Genomic DNA, 17,463 nt, shown 5'->3' with positions numbered 1-17,463 from the left:
TGTGAGGCGTGGTCGGCGGCAGTAGGTTTGATCAATCTGCTGCCGGAGAAATGACCATGCCCGAGTACAAAGCTCCCCTGCGCGACATGCGCTTTCTGATCGACCACGTCTTCGACTTTCACAGTAACTACGCCGCACTGGGCGCCACGGATGCCAGCCCGGACATGGTCAATGCGATCCTCGAAGAAGGCGCGAAGTTCTGCGAGAACGTGCTCGCACCGCTCAATCGCAGCGGCGACGAAGAGGGCTGCCATTTCGACAACGGCGTGGTGACAACGCCTACAGGCTTCAAGCAAGCCTTCGCACAATACGTCGAAGGTGGCTGGCATGGTCTGGCGGCCGATCCCGCTTATGGCGGCCAGGGCTTGCCGAGCTCCCTGGGGCTGGTCATCAGCGAGATGGTCGGGTCCAGCAACACTTCCTGGGGCATGTACCCGGGCCTGACGCACGGCGCGATGTCGGCGATCCACGCCCATGGCACCGAAGAACAGAAAAACACCTACCTGAGCAAACTCACCGCAGGCCAATGGACCGGCACCATGTGCCTGACCGAAGCCCATTGCGGCACAGACCTGGGCATCATCAAGACCCGCGCCGTGCCGGCAGCGGATGGCAGTTACGCGATCTCCGGCAGCAAGATTTTCATCTCTGCCGGCGAACACGACATGAGCGACAACATCATTCACCTGGTGCTGGCGAAACTGCCGGATGCGCCTGCGGGCACCAAGGGCATTTCGCTGTTCATCGTTCCTAAGTTCCTACCCGATGCCGAAGGTGAGGCGGGGGCGCGCAACGGCGTTTCCTGCGGCTCGATCGAGCACAAAATGGGTATCAAGGCCTCGGCCACCTGCGTGCTGAACTTCGACGAGGCCAAGGGCTTTCTGATCGGTGAGCCGAACAAGGGCCTGAACTGCATGTTCACCATGATGAACCATGCGCGTCTCGGCACTGGGATGCAGGGTTTGTGTTTGGGGGAAGCGAGTTTTCAGGGCGCGATCAAGTACGCCAATGATCGTTTGCAGATGCGCTCGCTGACCGGCCCGAAAGCACCGGAAAAAGCCGCCGACCCGATCATCGTTCATCCAGATGTGCGTCGAATGTTGCTGACCATGAAGGCCTTCAACGAAGGCAATCGCGCGCTGACCTACTTCACCGCGCAACTTCTGGATGCCGCGCACCTGAGCCCGGATGAAACCGCGCGGCAGGACGCCGAAGACCTGTTGGCGTTCCTGACGCCGATCTGCAAGGCCTTCATGACCGACACCGGGCTGGAAGTGACCAACCACGGCATGCAGGTGTTCGGCGGCCACGGCTTCATTCGTGAGTGGGGCATGGAGCAGTTGGTTCGCGATTGCCGGATTGCACCGATCTACGAAGGCACCAACGGCATTCAGGCGCTGGATTTGCTCGGGCGAAAAGTGCTCGGCAGTCAGGGCAAATTGCTGCGCGGCTTTACCAAAATCGTTCACAAGTTCTGCGCGGCGAACGCCGATCACCCGCAACTCGCCAGCTACGTGGCGCAACTCAACGGGTTGAATCAGCAGTGGGGCGAACTGACCACTCAGGTCGGCATGGCCGCGATGAAGAATCCGGACGAAGTGGGCGCCGCGTCGGTGGATTACCTGATGTACAGCGGTTACATCATCCTCGGTTACTTGTGGCTGCGCATGGCGCTGGTGGCTCAGGCGCAACTGGATGCGGGCAGAGGTGATGCCGATTTCTGCCGGGGCAAACTGGCGACCAACGAATTTTACTTCAAGCGATTGCTGCCACGCACGGCTGCCCATCGCGCGGCTATCGAGGCGGGTAGCGATTGCCTGATGCAGCTGCCGGCTGAGTTGTTCTCGGTGTAACGCACCAGACTGTAGGAGCGAGCCTGCTCGCGAAGGTCGTGAACGATGGCGCGTAAAACCAGACGCCGGCGGCGTCTTTAGGTTTTTCGCGAGCAGGCTCGCTCCTACAACAGAAAACAGGTTTCGCCTTCTCGTGTCGCAATGACCAAAAATTACAAAACGGTCACAGCCTGACCCTATGTGTCGCAAAAGTTGTTGGGTTACACTCGGACCCAACGAAAACACTCTTCCTACGAATCACCTGTAAAGATCCTGCGAGGTTTGCCATGGCTGACTACAAAGCGCCCCTGCGCGATATGCGCTTCGTCCTCAATGAAGTATTCGAGGTCGCCAAGCTCTGGGCCGAGTTGCCTGCACTGGCCGATACCGTCGACGCAGAAACCGTTGAAGCCATTCTTGAAGAGGCCGGCAAGGTCACCAGCAAAAGCATCGCGCCCCTGAGCCGTGCGGCTGACGAAGAAGGTTGCCATTGGGCGGACGGTGCTGTCACCACGCCGGCAGGTTTCCCACAGGCTTATCAGACTTACGCTGAAGGCGGTTGGGTCGGCGTCGGTGGCGATCCGACCTACGGCGGCATGGGCATGCCCAAGGCGGTTTCGGCCCAGGTCGAAGAAATGGTCAACTCCGCGAGCCTGTCGTTCGGCTTGTACCCGATGCTGACCGCCGGTGCCTGCCTGTCGATCAACGCCCACGCCAGCGACGAACTGAAAGCCGCTTACCTGCCGAACATGTACGCCGGCGTCTGGGCCGGTTCCATGTGCCTGACCGAGCCGCACGCCGGTACAGACCTGGGCATCATCCGCACCAAGGCCGAGCCTCAGGCGGACGGTTCCTACAAAGTCAGCGGCACCAAGATTTTCATCACCGGCGGCGAACACGACCTGACCGAGAACATCATTCACCTGGTACTCGCCAAACTGCCGGATGCACCGGCGGGGCCGAAAGGCATTTCGCTGTTCCTGGTGCCGAAGTTCATGGTCAATGCTGATGGCAGCCTCGGTGCACGTAACCCGGCGACCTGCGGTTCGATCGAACACAAGATGGGCATTCAGGCCTCCGCGACTTGCGTGATGAACTTCGACGAAGCCGTGGGTTACCTGGTCGGCGAGCCGAACAAGGGCTTGGCGGCGATGTTCACCATGATGAACTACGAGCGTCTGGGCGTCGGTATCCAGGGCCTGGCCTCTGGCGAACGCTCTTACCAGAACGCCGTTGAATACGCCCGCGACCGCCTGCAAAGCCGTTCGCCGACCGGCGCGCAGAACAAGGACAAAGTGGCCGACCCGATCATCGTCCACCCGGACGTGCGTCGCATGCTGCTGACCATGAAAGCCTCGAACGAAGGCGGCCGTGCTTTCTCGACTTACGTGGCCATGCAACTGGACACCGCCAAGTTCAGCGAAGATGCGACCACCCGCAAACGCGCGGAAGACCTGGTGGCGCTGCTGACCCCGGTAGCGAAGGCATTCCTGACTGACCTCGGTCTGGAAACCACCGTTCATGGCCAGCAGGTTTTCGGCGGCCACGGTTACATCCGTGAGTGGGGCCAGGAACAACTGGTTCGCGACGTGCGCATCACTCAGATCTACGAAGGCACCAACGGCATCCAGGCGCTGGACCTTGTCGGGCGCAAGATCGTTGGCAGTGGCGGGGCGTTCTACAACCTGTTCGCCGACGAGATTCGTCACTTCACCGCGACGGCCAGCGCTGAGCTGGACGAGTTCACCAAGCCGCTGAACGATGCCGTGACCACCCTCGACGAACTGACGGCGTGGTTGCTGGATCGGGCGAAAAACAACCCGAATGAAATCGGCGCGGCTTCGGTCGAGTACCTGCAAACTTTCGGTTACGTGGCTTACGCCTACATGTGGGCACTGATGGCCAAGGCCGCCTTCGGTAAAGAAGCACAGGACGATTTCTACGCGAGCAAATTGGGCACGGCGCGGTTCTATTTCGCACGCCTGCTGCCGCGTATTCACTCGTTGAGTGCGTCGGTGAAGGCCGGTAGCGAGTCGCTGTTCCTGCTGGACGCGGCGCAGTTCTGACAATGTAACGTCATGTAAGCATTCTCTTACATGACGTGCTGCTTTTCTCCCATAGATGCAAATTGGATCCACGGCTAATCTACTTCACATGGACGTCGCGCAGGAAGCGCAAAGCAACAACACGGACACGTAGGATTCTGCCAGGACGGCGGAGTGAAATGGATGTCAGGGAAACAGTCTGCAAAGCCCCGCTTCGGCGGGGTTTTCTTTTGCCCGCAGAAAAGTACTCAGCTCATCCCGTCCAGGGTTGCCGGGACTTCATTCGGGCCATTCATCACTTCTTCAAGCAAGGTCCGCAACAACGCCAATGACGCTTGTTGCCGTTGCACATCGCGACACACCAACCCGACTTTCAATGGCACCCGTGGCTCGGTCAGCGGCTTCCAGAGCAGTTCGTCATTGCCCAGCATCTTCTGCGAGCGGCCGGGCAGGACAGTCGCCAACCGGGTGTGCGGCAGGCTGTCGAGAATCCCCGCCATGTTGTTCAGTTCGGCTTGCACTTGCGGGCGTCGTCCCAGGCTGGCCAGTTGCGTCTGCCAGATCTGTCGCACCTGAAACTCTTCACCCAGCAGCAACATCGGCAACTCGGCGGCTTGACTCATGGAGACTTTCTTGAATTCGCGCAGCGGATGATCCGCCGGGATGACCAGTGTCAGTTCATCTTCGTATAGCATCACGCCGTGTAGCCCCGGCTGACGGGGCGGCAGGTAACTGATGCCGATGTCCAGCGAACCGTTGAGCAGCCGTCGTTCGATTTCCAGTCCCGTCAGTTCATAGATCTGCACCACCAGGTGCGGCTGCGCCTTGCGCACGCGTTCGAGCATCTGCGGCACCAGGCTGGTGTGGACGGTTTGCAGCACGCCAATGGCCAGGGTGCGCAGCGCTTGTCCCTTGAAGTTGCCCAATGCTTCACGCGCCCGTTGCAGGCCGTCGAGCAAGGGCAGGGCGTGGTTGTACAGCGTGTGCGCGGCCAGGGTCGGCAGCAAGCGTTTACTGCTGCGTTCGAACAGGCTCACATCGAGGTGTTGTTCGAGCTGGCGAATCTGTTGGGAGAGTGCCGGTTGGGAGATTGAAAGCCGCTCGGCGGCCCGGCCCACATGGCCCTCTTCGTAGACCGCGACGAAATAACGCAGTTGTTTAAAATCCATAAGTTTTACTTATTGAAAATACTGGGAAATCGAAATGGCTCAAGGTCCTGCCTGAGCCTAGTCTAACCGCATTCACAGGGCTTACAGGGCCATAGAACGCGATGACTACCGTTTACGCCGAAGGTGTTTACATAGGTAAGGCAAAACACCTCAAACGAGGTGTTTTCGGATGAATTTGTTCAATTTACGGCGCAACGCTCCCAGCCTTGATGACCTGAGCGTGGACACTTTCCTGTCGTACAGAAGTGACAATCTTTCCAGTGAGTGCCTGATGCCCAGTGTCGAGCGGCCGAAACAGATTTTTGTGCGCGGTCAGGGCTCCTGGTTGTGGGACAGCGAAGACCGCGCCTATCTGGATTTTTCCCAGGGTGGCGGGGCCAATAGCCTCGGACATAGCCCTTCGGTACTGGTCAACGCGATCACGGCGCAAGCTCAATCGCTGATCAACCCCGGTTTCGGCCTGCACAACCGCGGCATGCTCAACCTCGCCGAGCGGCTCTGCGTCAGCACTGGCAGTGACCAGGCGTACCTGCTCAACAGTGGCAGTGAAGCCTGTGAAGCGGCGATCAAACTGGCGCGCAAGTGGGGCCAGCAACATCGCGGCGGTGCGTCGCGGATCATCGTGGCCAACAACGGTTGCCATGGACGTAGTCTCGGGACTATCCCGGCGTCGGACAGCACCAGGCTGACCAACCGCTTCGAGCCGCAACTTCCAGGCTTCAGCCACGTACCGTTCAATGATCTGGCCGCTCTGCACGCCGCCGTTGATGCCCGGACCGTGGCAATCATGCTTGAGCCGATCCAGAACGAAGCCGGGGTCATTCCCGCCACCGAGGATTACCTCAAGGGTGTCGAACTCCTGTGCCGTGAGCTTGGCATCCTGTTGATCTTCGACGAAGTGCAAACCGGTCTTGGGCGACTCGGCACCTTACTCGCGGAACAGTCCTACGGTGTGCGAGCCGATATCGTCGTCCTCGGCAAAGGCCTGGGCGGTGGTGTGCCCTTGGCGGCGCTGCTGGCGCGTGGCAAAGCCTGCTGCTTCGACGTCGGCGAGCTGACGGGCACTCACCATGGCAACGCGCTGATGACCGCTGCTGGCCTGGCTGTGCTCGACAGCGTGCAGGACAAGGGCTTTATCGAGCATGTCAGGGAAACTGGCCAGCACTTGTGCGAAGGCCTGGCACGTCTGGCTCATCGCTATGGACACGGCGAACTGCGCGGTCAGGGATTGCTCTGGGGTCTGACCCTGTCCGACGATTCGGCTGACGCCGTAGTCAAAGCAGCGCTGTACGAAGGCTTGCTGCTCGACGCCCCGCAAGCCGATTGCCTACGATTCACCCCAGCGCTCACGGTCAGCAAGTCCAACATCGACGAAATGCTCCTGCGCCTGGCCCGCGCGTTTTCCCGCGTGCGCACCGCACAACTGCAATGCCGCAAAGGGATTGCCGTCTGATCAGAACCGCCCTACACGAATTCCCGAACCGTCTCGCGGTATAACGCATCGCCCCACGTTTGATTCTTTTGACGTGGGGCGTTTTTTTGTCTGCGAACTCATTCGGGCAACGACAGTGGGCCAAGACTCGAACTGAACCCTGACGAACGGCGCAGGTCGATTGGTTGTGTGGCTCACGTGAGCCCACTTCAATTCAGGAGCTGCCCCATGGATTTCATTCGCATCATCATCGCCATTCTATTGCCGCCACTGGGTGTGTTTCTGCAAGTCGGTTTCGCCGGCGCGTTCTGGCTGAATATTCTGCTGACGTTGTGCGGATACATTCCGGGGATCGTGCATGCGGTGTACATCATCGCCAAACGCTAAGGTCCGCAGCGCAAGATAGATCGCATTCGCTGGCAAGCCAGCTCCCACAGAGTTTGTGCACGCTGCCGATCCTGTAGGAGCGTGGCTTGCCCGCGAAGGGCGCGACACGGTTTCAGCTTTCGAGCGCCATCACCCGTCGATAAAACAACCACTCCTGCTCTAGCGCATGGGCCTGATTGCCGGCCTTGCGGAAGCCGTGACGTTCGTCCGCGTAATAATGCGCCTGTACCAGAATGCCATTTTGCTGCAGCGCCTCGGCCATGTCGCGGGTCTGTTGCGGCACGACCACGGCGTCCAGTTCGCCCTGAAAGAAAATCACCGGCACGCTGATGTTGCTCGCATGCAGCAGGGGTGTGCGTGCGGCGTAGCGCTCGGCGTCCAGCTCAGGATCGCCAATCAGCCAATCCAGGTAATCGCCTTCGAACTTGTGGGTTGCGCGGCCCAGGGCAACGGGATCGCTGACGCCGTAAAGACTGGCACCAGCGCGAAAGACCTTCTTGAACGCCAATGCACACAGTGTGGTGTAGCCGCCGGCACTGCCACCGCGAATAAACGCCTGGTCGCCATCGATCAATCCGCGCTCGGCGAGATAGGCGACTACCGCGCAGGCATCTTCCACATCCACTTCACCCCAACTCAAATGCAGCGCCTGGCGATAGGCCCGGCCGTAGCCGCTGCTGCCACGGTAGTTGAGGTCGGCCACGGCGAAGCCGCGTTGTGCCCAGTACTGGATGCGCGGATCAAGCATCGGGTAGCACGCCGATGTCGGGCCGCCGTGGATGAATACCACCAGTGGCGGTTTCGCTTCGCCGGTCATCGCCGGGTAGAAAAAACCGTGAGCCTCGCCCGAACCGCTCGGGTAGCGCAGGGTTTGCGCGATGCTGATCTGATCGGCGGGAATCGGCGCGATTCCACCGGCCAATACCCTGACGGCTCGGGTCTTGCGGTCGATGGCAATCACGGCTGATGAACTGACCGGCGAAGCGGCAATGCAGTAGATGAATTGTTCATCCAGTGCGAGATGTCGGAATCGGCTGTAGTCCCCGGTGAAATCTTCTGTAGCGTCACCGCCAATACCCAGTCGGCCGAATCCGCCTTCGGTCCAACTGGCCAGATAGCTGTTTTCACCCAAGGGCAGCCAAGTGCAGCCACCCAACTGCCAGGGCGCTGGTCCATGATCCGCCGCAGTGCTAGGCAACGGGCGCAACGCATCGGAAGACTCCGCCCACGGCTGCCAGTAACCGCCGCGATCCGTCAGACACAACAGCCGGCCACGGTCATCGAATCGCGGTTGTTGCAACGACTCCTGAATATCTTCACCCGCCAGGCAACGCGCTTGAGCGTAACGGCCATCGCTCTGGCGCTCGGCAACCATCAGGCGCGTCGCGGTCCATGGCTGGTCCGGACGGCTCCATTCGATCCAGGCCAACCGTCGAGCATCGGGGCTCAGTGTCGGCGAGGCATAAAAGTCAGCACCCTCGGCCAACAGATGCCGCGTGCTGTCCGCCAGATCGATGGCCACCAGACGATGCCGGTCCCGATGTTCTTCAACGGCCAACACTTGCCCATTGGCAAATTGCAGATCGCCGTAGCGGCATTCACCGGACGTCAGCGCTTCGGGCGTTTCGCCTTTGAGCGATTGGCGATACAGCTGCTGATCCGCCTCGTTGACGAAAACTACCCCGTCATCTGTCAGACAGAACGCTCCGCCGCCATATTCGTACACCCGACTGCGCACGCTGAAACCCATTGGCGTCAGGCAATGCGCCTGGCCATCACGCCAATGCCAGATTCGACAAGCAGCGTCCTCGGGGCGGTACTCGTTCCAGAGCAGGCCATGCTGGCCAACCTGCAGTTCGGCAAAGTCGACACCGGCAGCGACCGCTTTGGCGGCGCTGAAGGGTTCAGCTTTTTGCGATGAGTCGTGAGTTTCGTTCATTGCGAAAGGCCAGTTGTTCGATGGTCTGGGTCGCGTGCTCGGCTTCTTCGCGGGCCTTGAGAATCACGCCGTGATGTTCCGATTTGCTGCACACCGGGTCGGCGTTGCTGGCGTCACCGGTGAGCATGAAGGCCTGGCAGCGGCAGCCACCGAAGTCCTTTTCTTTCTCGTCGCACGAGCGGCATGGCTCGGGCATCCAGTCGTAACCGCGAAAGCGGTTGAAGCCAAACGAGTCGTACCAGATGTGCTGCATGCTGTGGTCGCGCACGTTAGGAAACTGCACCGGCATCTGTCGGGCGCCGTGACACGGCAGCGCGGTTCCGTCCGGGGTTACTGTCAGAAAAATACTGCCCCAACCGTTCATGCAGGCCTTCGGCCGTTCTTCGTAATAGTCCGGCGTGACGAAAATCAGCTTGCACGGATGCCCTTCGGCTTCCAGTTTGGCGCGGTATTCGTTGGTGATGCGTTCGGCCCGGACCAGTTGTTCCTTGGTCGGCAGCAGACCGACCCGGTTGAGCTGCGCCCAACCGTAGAACTGGCACGTGGCGAGTTCGACGAAGTCCGCCTCAAGGGCGATGCACAACTCGATGATCCGGTCGATCTTGTCGATGTTGTGCCGATGAGTGACGAAGTTCAGCACCATCGGATAACCGTGTGCTTTCACTGCGCGAGCCATTTCCAGTTTCTGCGCGAAGGCCTTTTTCGAGCCGGCCAGCAAGTTGTTCACCTGCTCGTCGCTGGCCTGGAAGCTGATCTGGATATGGTCCAGGCCGGCCTTCTTGAAGTCGCTGATTTTCTGCTCGGTGAGGCCGATGCCAGAGGTGATCAGGTTGGTGTAGAAACCTAACTTGCGCGCCTCGGCAATCAGTTCGGCGAGGTCCTGCCGCACCAGCGGTTCGCCGCCAGAAAAGCCCAGCTGCGCCGCGCCCATTTCCCGTGCTTCGCGGAACACCTTGATCCACTGCTCGGTGCTCAGCTCTTTGCCTTGCTCGGCGAAATCCAGTGGGTTGGAGCAGTACGGGCATTGCAGCGGGCAGCGGTAGGTCAGCTCGGCCAGCAGCCACAGCGGGAGGCCGATTTCCGGTTTGGGCGGTAACTTGTCCGACACGGAATCAGGCAAGTTCGATCCAGTGCTGAGCACGGGCGACCTCCATGAATTGCTCGATGTCATCACCGAGCTCCGGCACGCCAGGGAACTGCGCGTCGAGTTCGGCGATGATCGCTGCGACGTCAAGTTCGCCGTCGATCAAACCGCCGATCAGCGCGGCGCTTTCATTCAGTTTGATCATGCCTTCCGGGTACAGCAGCACATGGCCTTTTTGTGCCGGTTCGTACTGGAACCGGTAGCCTGGACGCCAGGTTGGGGTCTTGCTGCGATCAAAACTCATAAGGTGATTCCTTTGTGCCAGACCCGTTGCTCGGTCACGCTGTGATATGGCGGGCGTTTCAGTTCATAGGCCATGCTCATGGCATCGAGCATGCTCCAAAGAATGTCCAGTTTGAACTGGAGAATTTCCAGCATGCGCTCCTGGCCTTCCCGCGTCGTGTAGTGCTGCAGGGTGATCGCCAGACCGTGTTCGACGTCGCGGCGCGCCTGGCCCAGACGGGTGCGGAAATATTCGTAACCGGCCGGGTCGATCCATGGGTAATGCTGCGGCCAGCTGTCGAGACGCGACTGGTGGATCTGCGGCGCGAACAGCTCGGTCAAAGAGCTGCTGGCGGCTTCCTGCCAACTGGCCCGGCGGGCGAAGTTGACGTAGGCGTCCACGGCGAAACGCACACCGGGCAACACCAGTTCCTGCGAGCGCAGTTGGTCCGGGTCGAGACCGACGGCCTGGCCCAGACGCAGCCACGCTTCGATGCCGCCGTCTTCGCCGGGGGCGCCGTCATGGTCGAGCAGGCGTTGAATCCACTCGCGACGGATTTCCCGGTCCGGGCAGTTGGCCAGAATCGCGGCGTCTTTCAGGGGGATGTTCACCTGATAGTAGAAGCGGTTGGCGACCCAGCCCTGGATCTGCTCGCGGGTCGCCCGGCCTTCGTACATCGCCACGTGATAGGGGTGATGGATGTGGTAATAGGCGCCCTTGGCGCGCAGGGCGGCTTCGAATTCGGCGGGGGACAGTGGGGTGTCAGTCATTTCGGTCTCCGGGGAACAACCGGTGGATTCTGTTGTGTCTGTTCGGACGCTTTCGCGGGCAAGCCTCGCTCCTACAGGGATAGCGCCGAATCTGTAGGAGCGAGGCTTGCCCGCGAAGAGGCCATCCGCTACAACACAATACTCATGCCGTCATACGCCACTTCAACATCCCGCCGAACCAGCTCGGCGCGCTCCGGCGAATCCTCATCAAGGATCGGGTTGGTGTTGTTGATGTGGATAAGCACCTTGCGCTGCTTGGGCAACTGCTCCAGCACTTCCAGCATACCGCCGGGGCCGTTCTGCGCCAGATGGCCCATTTCCCGACCGGTGCGGGTGCCGACACCACGGCGCTGCATTTCGTCGTCGTCCCACATCGTGCCGTCCACCAGCAGGCAGTCGCTGCCGGCCATGATCTCCAGCAGCGGTGCGTCGACCTTGCCCAGGCCCGGCGCGTAGAACAGCTTGCCGCCGGTGTTCAGGTCTTCAATGATCAACCCGATGTTGTCGCCCGGATGCGGGTCGAAACGGTGCGGCGAATACGGTGGCGCGGCGCTGCGCAGCGGCAGCGGAGTGAAACGCAGACTCGGGCAGGCCGGGATGGTGAAGCTGCAGTCGAGTTCGATGCGGTTCCAGTTCAGCCCGCCATTCCAGTGGGTCAGCATGGTGAACAGCGGGAAACCGGTGCTCAGGTCTTCATGGACCATGTCGGTGCACCAGACGTTGTGCGGGCAACCCTCGCGCAGGCTGAGCAGGCCGGTGGTGTGGTCGATCTGGCTGTCCATCAGGATGATCGAGCTGATGCCTGTATCGCGCAGGGCGCGGCCCGGTTGCATCGGGGCAAAATTCTGGAGCTGGGCGCGGATGTCCGGCGAGGCGTTGCACAGCACCCAGTTCACGCCGTCATCGGAAATCGCGATGGACGACTGGGTCCGCGCCTTGGCATTCAGGCTCCCGTCGCGAAAACCTGCGCAGTTCACGCAGTTGCAGTTCCACTGGGGGAAACCGCCGCCGGCGGCGGAACCTAGAATCTGGACAAACATGGGTGCTCCATCATTTCAACGCTGAAAATAAAAACGCCTCGGCAAACCGAGGCGCTGAACGGCAGGACAAGCTTAGCGGCTTGCGAAGTACATGGTGACTTCAAAGCCGATACGCAGGTCGGTGTAAGCAGGTTTGGACCAGGACATGGGAGCGCTCCTTCAGGTGATGGGACGGTTGAGATCTATACATATAGTCCACCTCCAGCCGGAGATGTTCAGATAGTTAGGTGGCTATGTTACTCAAAATTACAGAGCGATTGGCCTGCAATCTCGGAAAAAGCTAATTGCACCAGCGGTAATGATCATTTTGCCACTTGCCAAGGCGCCTCCGGTTGCGAACTGCTGGCCAGACCGCGCCAGCCGCCCTCGGCGTTGATCAGGCGCAGTGCGGCGGCGCGCAAGGCAGAACGATCGATGTCCAGAATGGCTTGGGGAAGCTGCGTCAGATAATCCGACGAGTGGCCGGCCAGTTTGCCTTGCCAGAGCAGCTCGGCGGCTTGGGCGACGGGCAACGCAGCGATCTGGAATTGATCGGCCAAGGCCTGACGCTGGGCAACGAAGGTCGCCTCGTCGATGCCGTCGATCATTGCGGGCACGTCGTTCAGAAAGTCTTCCATGTGTTGCAGCAAGTTCAGAGGGGCGACGCTCGGTGATTGCACGCCGAACAGAACGCCCGTCTGCCCATGGACCTGACGCAGCGCACTGAACACCGCATAACCCAGTTGCAACTCAACGCGCAGACGCTGGTAGAACGGCGTCTGACAAATATGCGCAAGCAAACGCCACGCAGCTTCGTCAGAGATTTCCTGCGTGGCTGTCGGACAGAACAGCAACAGCGCGTGTTCGCTGGAACCGGTGTCGACGGCGGTCCACAGACGCTGCCCGTTGATCGAGGGCGGCGACGACGGTTGAGTGTCCGCAATGCCGGGCACGCGACTCAGGGCGAACCCCATCGCTGCTTGAGTCTGTGCCGACAACCCGATTGCCAGGCCTTCCCAGCGCGCCGTCGACCACAGCTGCTGCAAGTCATCAGCGACAGCGCTGTGCTCAAGGCAATGATCAGGCAGCGCTTTCAGCAGTTGTTTAATCGGTATCAACGCGGCGCTTTTCGGTTCTTCCTGTGAGAAACCGGCGTCAGGGTTTGTCAGCTCTTTCAGCGCATGTTCGAGGATGGTCGGCATCGACTCTTGCAGCCCCGTCATTTTCAGCAACCATTCATTTCCAGAAGCGCTGAAGGAAACGTCGACGCCTGCCTGACGGGCATCTTCGCGCAGTGGTTGCAGGCGGTTTTCCAGACTCTGTTGATGGCGGGGTTGAGGTTTGGACTCAAGTCGCCAGCGCAGATAAATCGCGCCTTCAGCGGTGTTGTCCGGCAGAGCTTGGCTGAATTGCATCGGCGAGTTTTCGCGACGGCTGCGCGAGCGGTCCTGGGCAAATGTCCGCAGGCCACGGTGTTTGCTGGTCTGGCCGCGAATCAGGCCGGCATTTGAGGGTGGCGCCTCGGCGCGCAAGAACGGATTCGGTGTCGGCAGTTGCCATTCACCGCTGAAGTTATCCACAGCGCCGATTTTCTTCAGGATGTCCTTGAGCGCTGCAACGCCTTGCTCGGATAACCCGGTTTCAAGCTGTTCGCTGTCGAGTCGGGCCAGTTGCAGCGCACTGCTGACTTGTTGCTGGCGCTGAAGCACGGCAGCGTACTCGTCACGCAGAAGGGCCCAATCTTGCTGAGCTGCAAAAAAGCCCAGCCAATTCAGGAGCTTCTCGCTCAAGACGCTCGCCGATGTGGTCGTTGTGAATTCAACGTGCAGCACGGCTTGTCCGGCAAATTGATACAGCGGCTTGGCATTCAGATGCTCAGCCAAACCGCTTTCGCGCAATACAGTCAGCAGCCCGCCGGGTTTCGCGGCGTTCAACCAATGGCACAGAAACGCCAATGCTTCGGTCGACGAATTGGGCAGTGCTTCGAAGGTAAACAGCAGATCCAGCCGACGCTCGCCAGCCTGTTGATAACTTGCGACTGAAGATTCCATCAGCGGCACAGGAGCCTGTTGCGGGAGGTTTTCTCCCATGGAAATCACTGCGCCGAATTTCAGCGCCATTTGCTTCAACTCTTCGATACTTTGCGGGCCAGCCAGGCTCAGCGTCATCTGTCCGGTCTGATAAAACCGCTGATGGAAATCCTGCAGCGCTTGCTGAAACCCCGGTTGCTGCACGGGCAGGCTGTCGCGGTTGCCGGCATGAAAGCCGCGCAACGGATGAGTCGGTGAAAGCCCATCGAACAACGCTAGTTGCTGCTGTGCCGTAGGATCCTGCGACCAGGCGACAAACTCCGCGTGCAGCACTTCCCGTTCCCGCAACTGATCGTCCAGATTCATACGCGGCTGAGCGAGCATGTCTGACAGACGCTGCAATCCTTCGTTGAAGACTTGAGGTGGCAACTCGAAAAAGAAGTCGGTGGTGCGTTCGCTGGTCCGTGCATTTACCTGCCCGCCATGCCCTTGTACGTAGGCCATCAGCCCTTGTTCCGCAGGAAAACGCTCGGTACCGAGAAACAACAGGTGCTCAAGAAAATGCGCCAGGCCTGGCCATGCCAATGGCACGTCATGACTGCCCGCAGCGACCCGCAACGCGGCCGCACAACGCTTCAGATTCGGGGCATGACGCAGCGTCACCCGTAGGCCGTTGGCCAGGGTTTCAGTGTGAGGGCGAGGGGGATTCAGCGCAGGCATGAGCACTTCCAGAACAGGGAAGCGCTAATGCTAGCGGATTACTGGGTGTCAGCGCTTGTTCAGCTCGCCGTAAAGCTCGGGGCGGCGATCGAGGAAGTAACGATTGGCGGCGCGGGAATCGATCATCAACTGGCGATCCAGCTCACCGACAATCAGCGCTTCATCAAGGCCCGCCTGAGCGATGCGGCTGCCATCCGGCGCGGCGATGCTGCTCTGGCCGCAGTAGTGGATGTCGCCTTCGTTGCCACAGTAATTGGCATACGCCACGTAACACTGGTTTTCGAAGGCGCGGGCGCGGACGGTGACGTCGGCGATGAAGTCGTAAGGAATCATGTTCGCCGTCGGCACCAGAATCAGCTCGGCGCCGGCCAGGGCCAGACGCCGCGCGTTCTCCGGGAACTCCATGTCGTAGCAAATCAGGAAACCGAGCTTCCAGCCGTTGAGCTCCACCAGCGGAAAATCATCCTGGCCGGCGCTGAACATCGAGTGATCGAGGTCGCCGAACAGGTGAGTCTTGCGGTAGTTGCACAGGCGTTCGCCATTGGCGTCGATCAGTTGCACGGCGTTGTAGATCTGCCCGTCTTCGGTACGCTCGGGATAGCCATACAAAATGGCGATCCCCGCTGTCTTGGCAATGCGCGCGATCTGCTGCGCCGATTCACCGTTGTGCACCTCCGCCAAGACGCTGACGGCATCGACGCCGATGTTGTAACCGGTCAGGAACATCTCCGGCAGCACCAGCAAATCGGCGCCTTTGGCCTCCAGCGCCAGTTGGTGCAGGCGTTGCAAATTGCCGGCGACGTCCAGGGGCAGCGGTGGACATTGGTAAAGGGCTACGCGCATTTCGAACTCCTTTTACTCGGGCAGGGCGATCGGACCGATCTCGTTGAACACATCTCCTGGACCCGGGTTCTCGGCGTGAGTTTCACCGCCGAAGTGTTTCATGATGCCCCACACCGCATTGAGCGAGGTCTGCACCGCGCCTTCGACCCACGCCGGTGTCCACGAAACGTCGTCGCCGGCGATGAAAATCCCGCGCTGTTCGGCTGGCATATCAGCCTGCATGAAGTGTGCGTACATGCGCTGGTTGTAACGGTAGTGACCGGGCAATGCGCCTTTGAACGCGCCAAGGAAATGCGGGTCGGCTTCCCACGACACGGTGATCGGATCGCCGATGATTCGCGCGGCGATGTCGACTTTCGGGTAGATCTTTTTCAGCGCGTTCAACGCCAGTTCGACGCGTTTTTCCACCGGGTGCGGAAGCATTTTCAACGCATCGCTCATCCACGAGTACGACAGGCAAATCACGCCCGGCTTGTCGTCGCCGTTGTCGAACAGATAGGTGCCGCGGGTCAGGCGATCGGTGAGGGTCATGCTCATCAGGTCGCGGCCGGTTTCCGGATCCTTGTCCTTCCAGAACGGGCGGTCGACCATCACGAAGGTTTTGGAAGATTGCATGTAGCGGGTGCGGTCGAGGGCCATCCACATCTTTTGCGAGAACAGGGTTTCGTCGCACTCGATCTGGGTGGTCAGCAGCCAGCTCTGGCAGGTGGTCAGCACCGCCGCGTATTCGCGGGTATCGCCGTTGTTATCGGTGACCGCAAAACGGCCGTCCGCGGCGTGAGCGATTTTCTTGACCCCGGAGCGTGGTGCGCCTCTGTGCAGCGACTTGAGGCTGGTGCCTTCGGGCCAGTGCACACAACGTTCCGGCGCATGGCGCCAGATGCCTTGCGGCACTTGTTCGACGCCGCCGACGACCAGGTGTTGGTGATCGTCGCAGTTAGTCATCACTACGCGGAAGATTTCCAGCATCGAGTTCGGGAAGTCCGAGTCCCAGCCGCCAGTGCCGAAACCAACCTGGCCGAATACTTCGCGGTGATGGAACGACAGCTTGGCGAATGCTTCGGAGGTGGCGACAAAGTCGTAGAAGGTGCGGTCGTCCCACAGCGGAACCAGGGTGTTCCACAACTCTTTGAGGCGTGGCACGTCGCGGTCGCGGATCGCTTGCTGGATATCGGAGAACTGCGAGCCGGCTTCCAGTGCGTCCGCCCACGCGTCAGCCACTTCCTGGAACAGTGCCGGAAGATCCGCCAGTTTCTGTGCGTAATGGGTTTTGCCTTCCAGGTCGATGACGGTGCTGCCAGAGGCAGGGGTCAGCGGATTGGGAAAGGGTTTGGTCTCGAGGCCGAGCTTGTCGACATAGTGGTAAAACGCGGTGGACGACACCGGAAAGCGCATGCCGCCCAGTTCGGCGACGATGCCATCGGTCCCGTTGAACGCCTGCGAGCGCAGACGGCCGCCCAATTTCGAGGCTTCATAGACGACGGGCTTGAGGCCCAGTTTCATCAGTTCGTAGGCCGCGACCAAACCGGCGATACCGGCGCCGACAATCGCTACTTCGGCGCCGTGGTTGTGCGCAGGAATGCTGCCGAGGCCGGCCGGGTGTTCGATCCAGTCGTCGAAGGCGAAAGGAAAGTCCGGGCCAAAAATGGTGACTGGTTTTTTACCGTCTGCAGGATGGCGATTGTTCTTGTTCATGGCTGACCTTGCTGGCGACCGGACGCGGGGTGCGCGTCTGAGTATAGGAAAAGATGGCAGCCATTCTAGAGAGCGTAGAACACGTTAATAAGACGCAATGTGTCGTCGTTTTGCTAATTAATTGAGCATAGTGACGATGTATCGATACACACTGTCCACTGTGGGAGCGGGCTTGCTCGCGAAAGCGGTATGTCTGTTATTTCATTTTTCAATGG

The 17,463-nt window shown here is 60.0% G+C and carries 14 protein-coding genes; 4 read left to right on the top strand and 10 right to left on the bottom strand.

The window, feature by feature from the left end:
• Positions 1–56: 56 nt before the first annotated feature.
• Positions 57–1,853, top strand: coding sequence for an acyl-CoA dehydrogenase C-terminal domain-containing protein (locus KGB24_RS09100; protein ID WP_223413651.1), 1,797 nt, complete (start codon positions 57–59; stop codon positions 1,851–1,853).
• Positions 1,854–2,119: 266 nt separating this feature from the next.
• Positions 2,120–3,898 (top strand): acyl-CoA dehydrogenase C-terminal domain-containing protein, encoded by a 1,779-nt coding sequence (locus KGB24_RS09095; RefSeq protein ID WP_008024204.1) that lies wholly within the window; start codon positions 2,120–2,122, stop codon positions 3,896–3,898.
• Positions 3,899–4,125: 227 nt separating this feature from the next.
• Here the strand turns inward: KGB24_RS09095 and KGB24_RS09090 are convergent, their stop codons facing one another.
• On the bottom strand, positions 4,126–5,046 hold the full coding sequence (locus KGB24_RS09090; RefSeq protein ID WP_223413652.1) for a LysR family transcriptional regulator: 921 nt from the start codon (positions 5,044–5,046) through the stop codon (positions 4,126–4,128).
• A 169-nt stretch (positions 5,047–5,215) separates the two neighbouring features.
• On the opposite strand from KGB24_RS09090, the gene KGB24_RS09085 reads away from it, so the two are divergent.
• The gene (locus tag KGB24_RS09085) at positions 5,216–6,499 is read left to right on the top strand and encodes an aspartate aminotransferase family protein (protein ID WP_223413653.1); all 1,284 of its coding nucleotides are present in this window, start codon (positions 5,216–5,218) and stop codon (positions 6,497–6,499) included.
• A 207-nt stretch (positions 6,500–6,706) separates the two neighbouring features.
• Positions 6,707–6,865 (top strand): YqaE/Pmp3 family membrane protein, encoded by a 159-nt coding sequence (locus KGB24_RS09080; RefSeq protein ID WP_007904205.1) that lies wholly within the window; start codon positions 6,707–6,709, stop codon positions 6,863–6,865.
• 112 nt (positions 6,866–6,977) lie between these two features.
• Here KGB24_RS09080 and KGB24_RS09075 read toward each other — a convergent pair whose 3' ends face one another.
• From KGB24_RS09075 to KGB24_RS09035, 9 genes are all read right to left on the bottom strand, one after another.
• A complete protein-coding gene (locus KGB24_RS09075; RefSeq protein ID WP_223413655.1) occupies positions 6,978–8,804 on the bottom strand; it encodes a S9 family peptidase in 1,827 nt (608 codons plus the stop codon).
• Positions 8,770–9,945: a pyrroloquinoline quinone biosynthesis protein PqqE gene (gene pqqE, locus KGB24_RS09070; RefSeq protein WP_008024195.1), complete on the bottom strand. Its 1,176-nt coding sequence runs from the start codon at positions 9,943–9,945 to the stop codon at positions 8,770–8,772. The genes KGB24_RS09075 and pqqE overlap by 35 nt, the downstream gene beginning before the upstream one ends.
• Positions 9,917–10,192 (bottom strand): pyrroloquinoline quinone biosynthesis peptide chaperone PqqD, encoded by a 276-nt coding sequence (gene pqqD / locus KGB24_RS09065; protein ID WP_223413656.1) that lies wholly within the window; start codon positions 10,190–10,192, stop codon positions 9,917–9,919. Before pqqD ends, pqqE begins: the two co-directional genes overlap by 29 nt.
• Complete coding sequence (gene pqqC / locus KGB24_RS09060; protein WP_223413657.1) at positions 10,189–10,941, bottom strand: pyrroloquinoline-quinone synthase PqqC; 753 nt, start codon at positions 10,939–10,941, stop codon at positions 10,189–10,191. Before pqqC ends, pqqD begins: the two co-directional genes overlap by 4 nt.
• 128 nt (positions 10,942–11,069) lie before the next feature.
• Positions 11,070–11,981, bottom strand: a complete 912-nt coding sequence (gene pqqB / locus KGB24_RS09055) for a pyrroloquinoline quinone biosynthesis protein PqqB (protein ID WP_223413658.1) — start codon at positions 11,979–11,981, stop codon at positions 11,070–11,072.
• 72 nt (positions 11,982–12,053) lie between these two features.
• Positions 12,054–12,128, bottom strand: a complete 75-nt coding sequence (gene pqqA, locus KGB24_RS09050; protein WP_009045898.1) for a pyrroloquinoline quinone precursor peptide PqqA — start codon at positions 12,126–12,128, stop codon at positions 12,054–12,056.
• Between the two features lie 155 nt (positions 12,129–12,283).
• The gene (gene pqqF, locus KGB24_RS09045) at positions 12,284–14,710 is read right to left on the bottom strand and encodes a pyrroloquinoline quinone biosynthesis protein PqqF (RefSeq protein ID WP_223413659.1); all 2,427 of its coding nucleotides are present in this window, start codon (positions 14,708–14,710) and stop codon (positions 12,284–12,286) included.
• Between the two features lie 48 nt (positions 14,711–14,758).
• A complete protein-coding gene (locus tag KGB24_RS09040) occupies positions 14,759–15,553 on the bottom strand; it encodes a carbon-nitrogen hydrolase family protein (protein ID WP_008027017.1) in 795 nt (264 codons plus the stop codon).
• Between the two features lie 12 nt (positions 15,554–15,565).
• A complete protein-coding gene (locus KGB24_RS09035) occupies positions 15,566–17,248 on the bottom strand; it encodes a flavin monoamine oxidase family protein (protein WP_008027019.1) in 1,683 nt (560 codons plus the stop codon).
• Positions 17,249–17,463: the final 215 nt, after the last annotated feature.

The organism is Pseudomonas sp. BF-RE-25 (assembly GCF_019956105.1).
GTDB classification, from domain to species: domain Bacteria; phylum Pseudomonadota; class Gammaproteobacteria; order Pseudomonadales; family Pseudomonadaceae; genus Aquipseudomonas; species Aquipseudomonas migulae.
This window is presented reverse-complemented; position numbering and strand designations above follow the sequence as displayed.

What these genes read in the sequence shown, in the direction of transcription:
- KGB24_RS09100 (WP_223413651.1), top strand. Translation starts at nt 57, where the DNA reads ATGCCCGAGTACAAAGCTCCCCTGCGCGACATGCGCTTTCTGATCGAC.
- pqqB (WP_223413658.1), bottom strand. Translation starts at nt 11,981, where the DNA reads ATGTTTGTCCAGATTCTAGGTTCCGCCGCCGGCGGCGGTTTCCCCCAG.
- KGB24_RS09085 (WP_223413653.1), top strand. Translation starts at nt 5,216, where the DNA reads ATGAATTTGTTCAATTTACGGCGCAACGCTCCCAGCCTTGATGACCTG.
- pqqC (WP_223413657.1), bottom strand. Translation starts at nt 10,941, where the DNA reads ATGACTGACACCCCACTGTCCCCCGCCGAATTCGAAGCCGCCCTGCGC.
- KGB24_RS09035 (WP_008027019.1), bottom strand. Translation starts at nt 17,248, where the DNA reads ATGAACAAGAACAATCGCCATCCTGCAGACGGTAAAAAACCAGTCACC.
- KGB24_RS09040 (WP_008027017.1), bottom strand. Translation starts at nt 15,553, where the DNA reads ATGCGCGTAGCCCTTTACCAATGTCCACCGCTGCCCCTGGACGTCGCC.
- KGB24_RS09090 (WP_223413652.1), bottom strand. Translation starts at nt 5,046, where the DNA reads ATGGATTTTAAACAACTGCGTTATTTCGTCGCGGTCTACGAAGAGGGC.
- KGB24_RS09075 (WP_223413655.1), bottom strand. Translation starts at nt 8,804, where the DNA reads ATGAACGAAACTCACGACTCATCGCAAAAAGCTGAACCCTTCAGCGCC.
- pqqF (WP_223413659.1), bottom strand. Translation starts at nt 14,710, where the DNA reads ATGCCTGCGCTGAATCCCCCTCGCCCTCACACTGAAACCCTGGCCAAC.
- KGB24_RS09095 (WP_008024204.1), top strand. Translation starts at nt 2,120, where the DNA reads ATGGCTGACTACAAAGCGCCCCTGCGCGATATGCGCTTCGTCCTCAAT.
- KGB24_RS09080 (WP_007904205.1), top strand. Translation starts at nt 6,707, where the DNA reads ATGGATTTCATTCGCATCATCATCGCCATTCTATTGCCGCCACTGGGT.
- pqqD (WP_223413656.1), bottom strand. Translation starts at nt 10,192, where the DNA reads ATGAGTTTTGATCGCAGCAAGACCCCAACCTGGCGTCCAGGCTACCGG.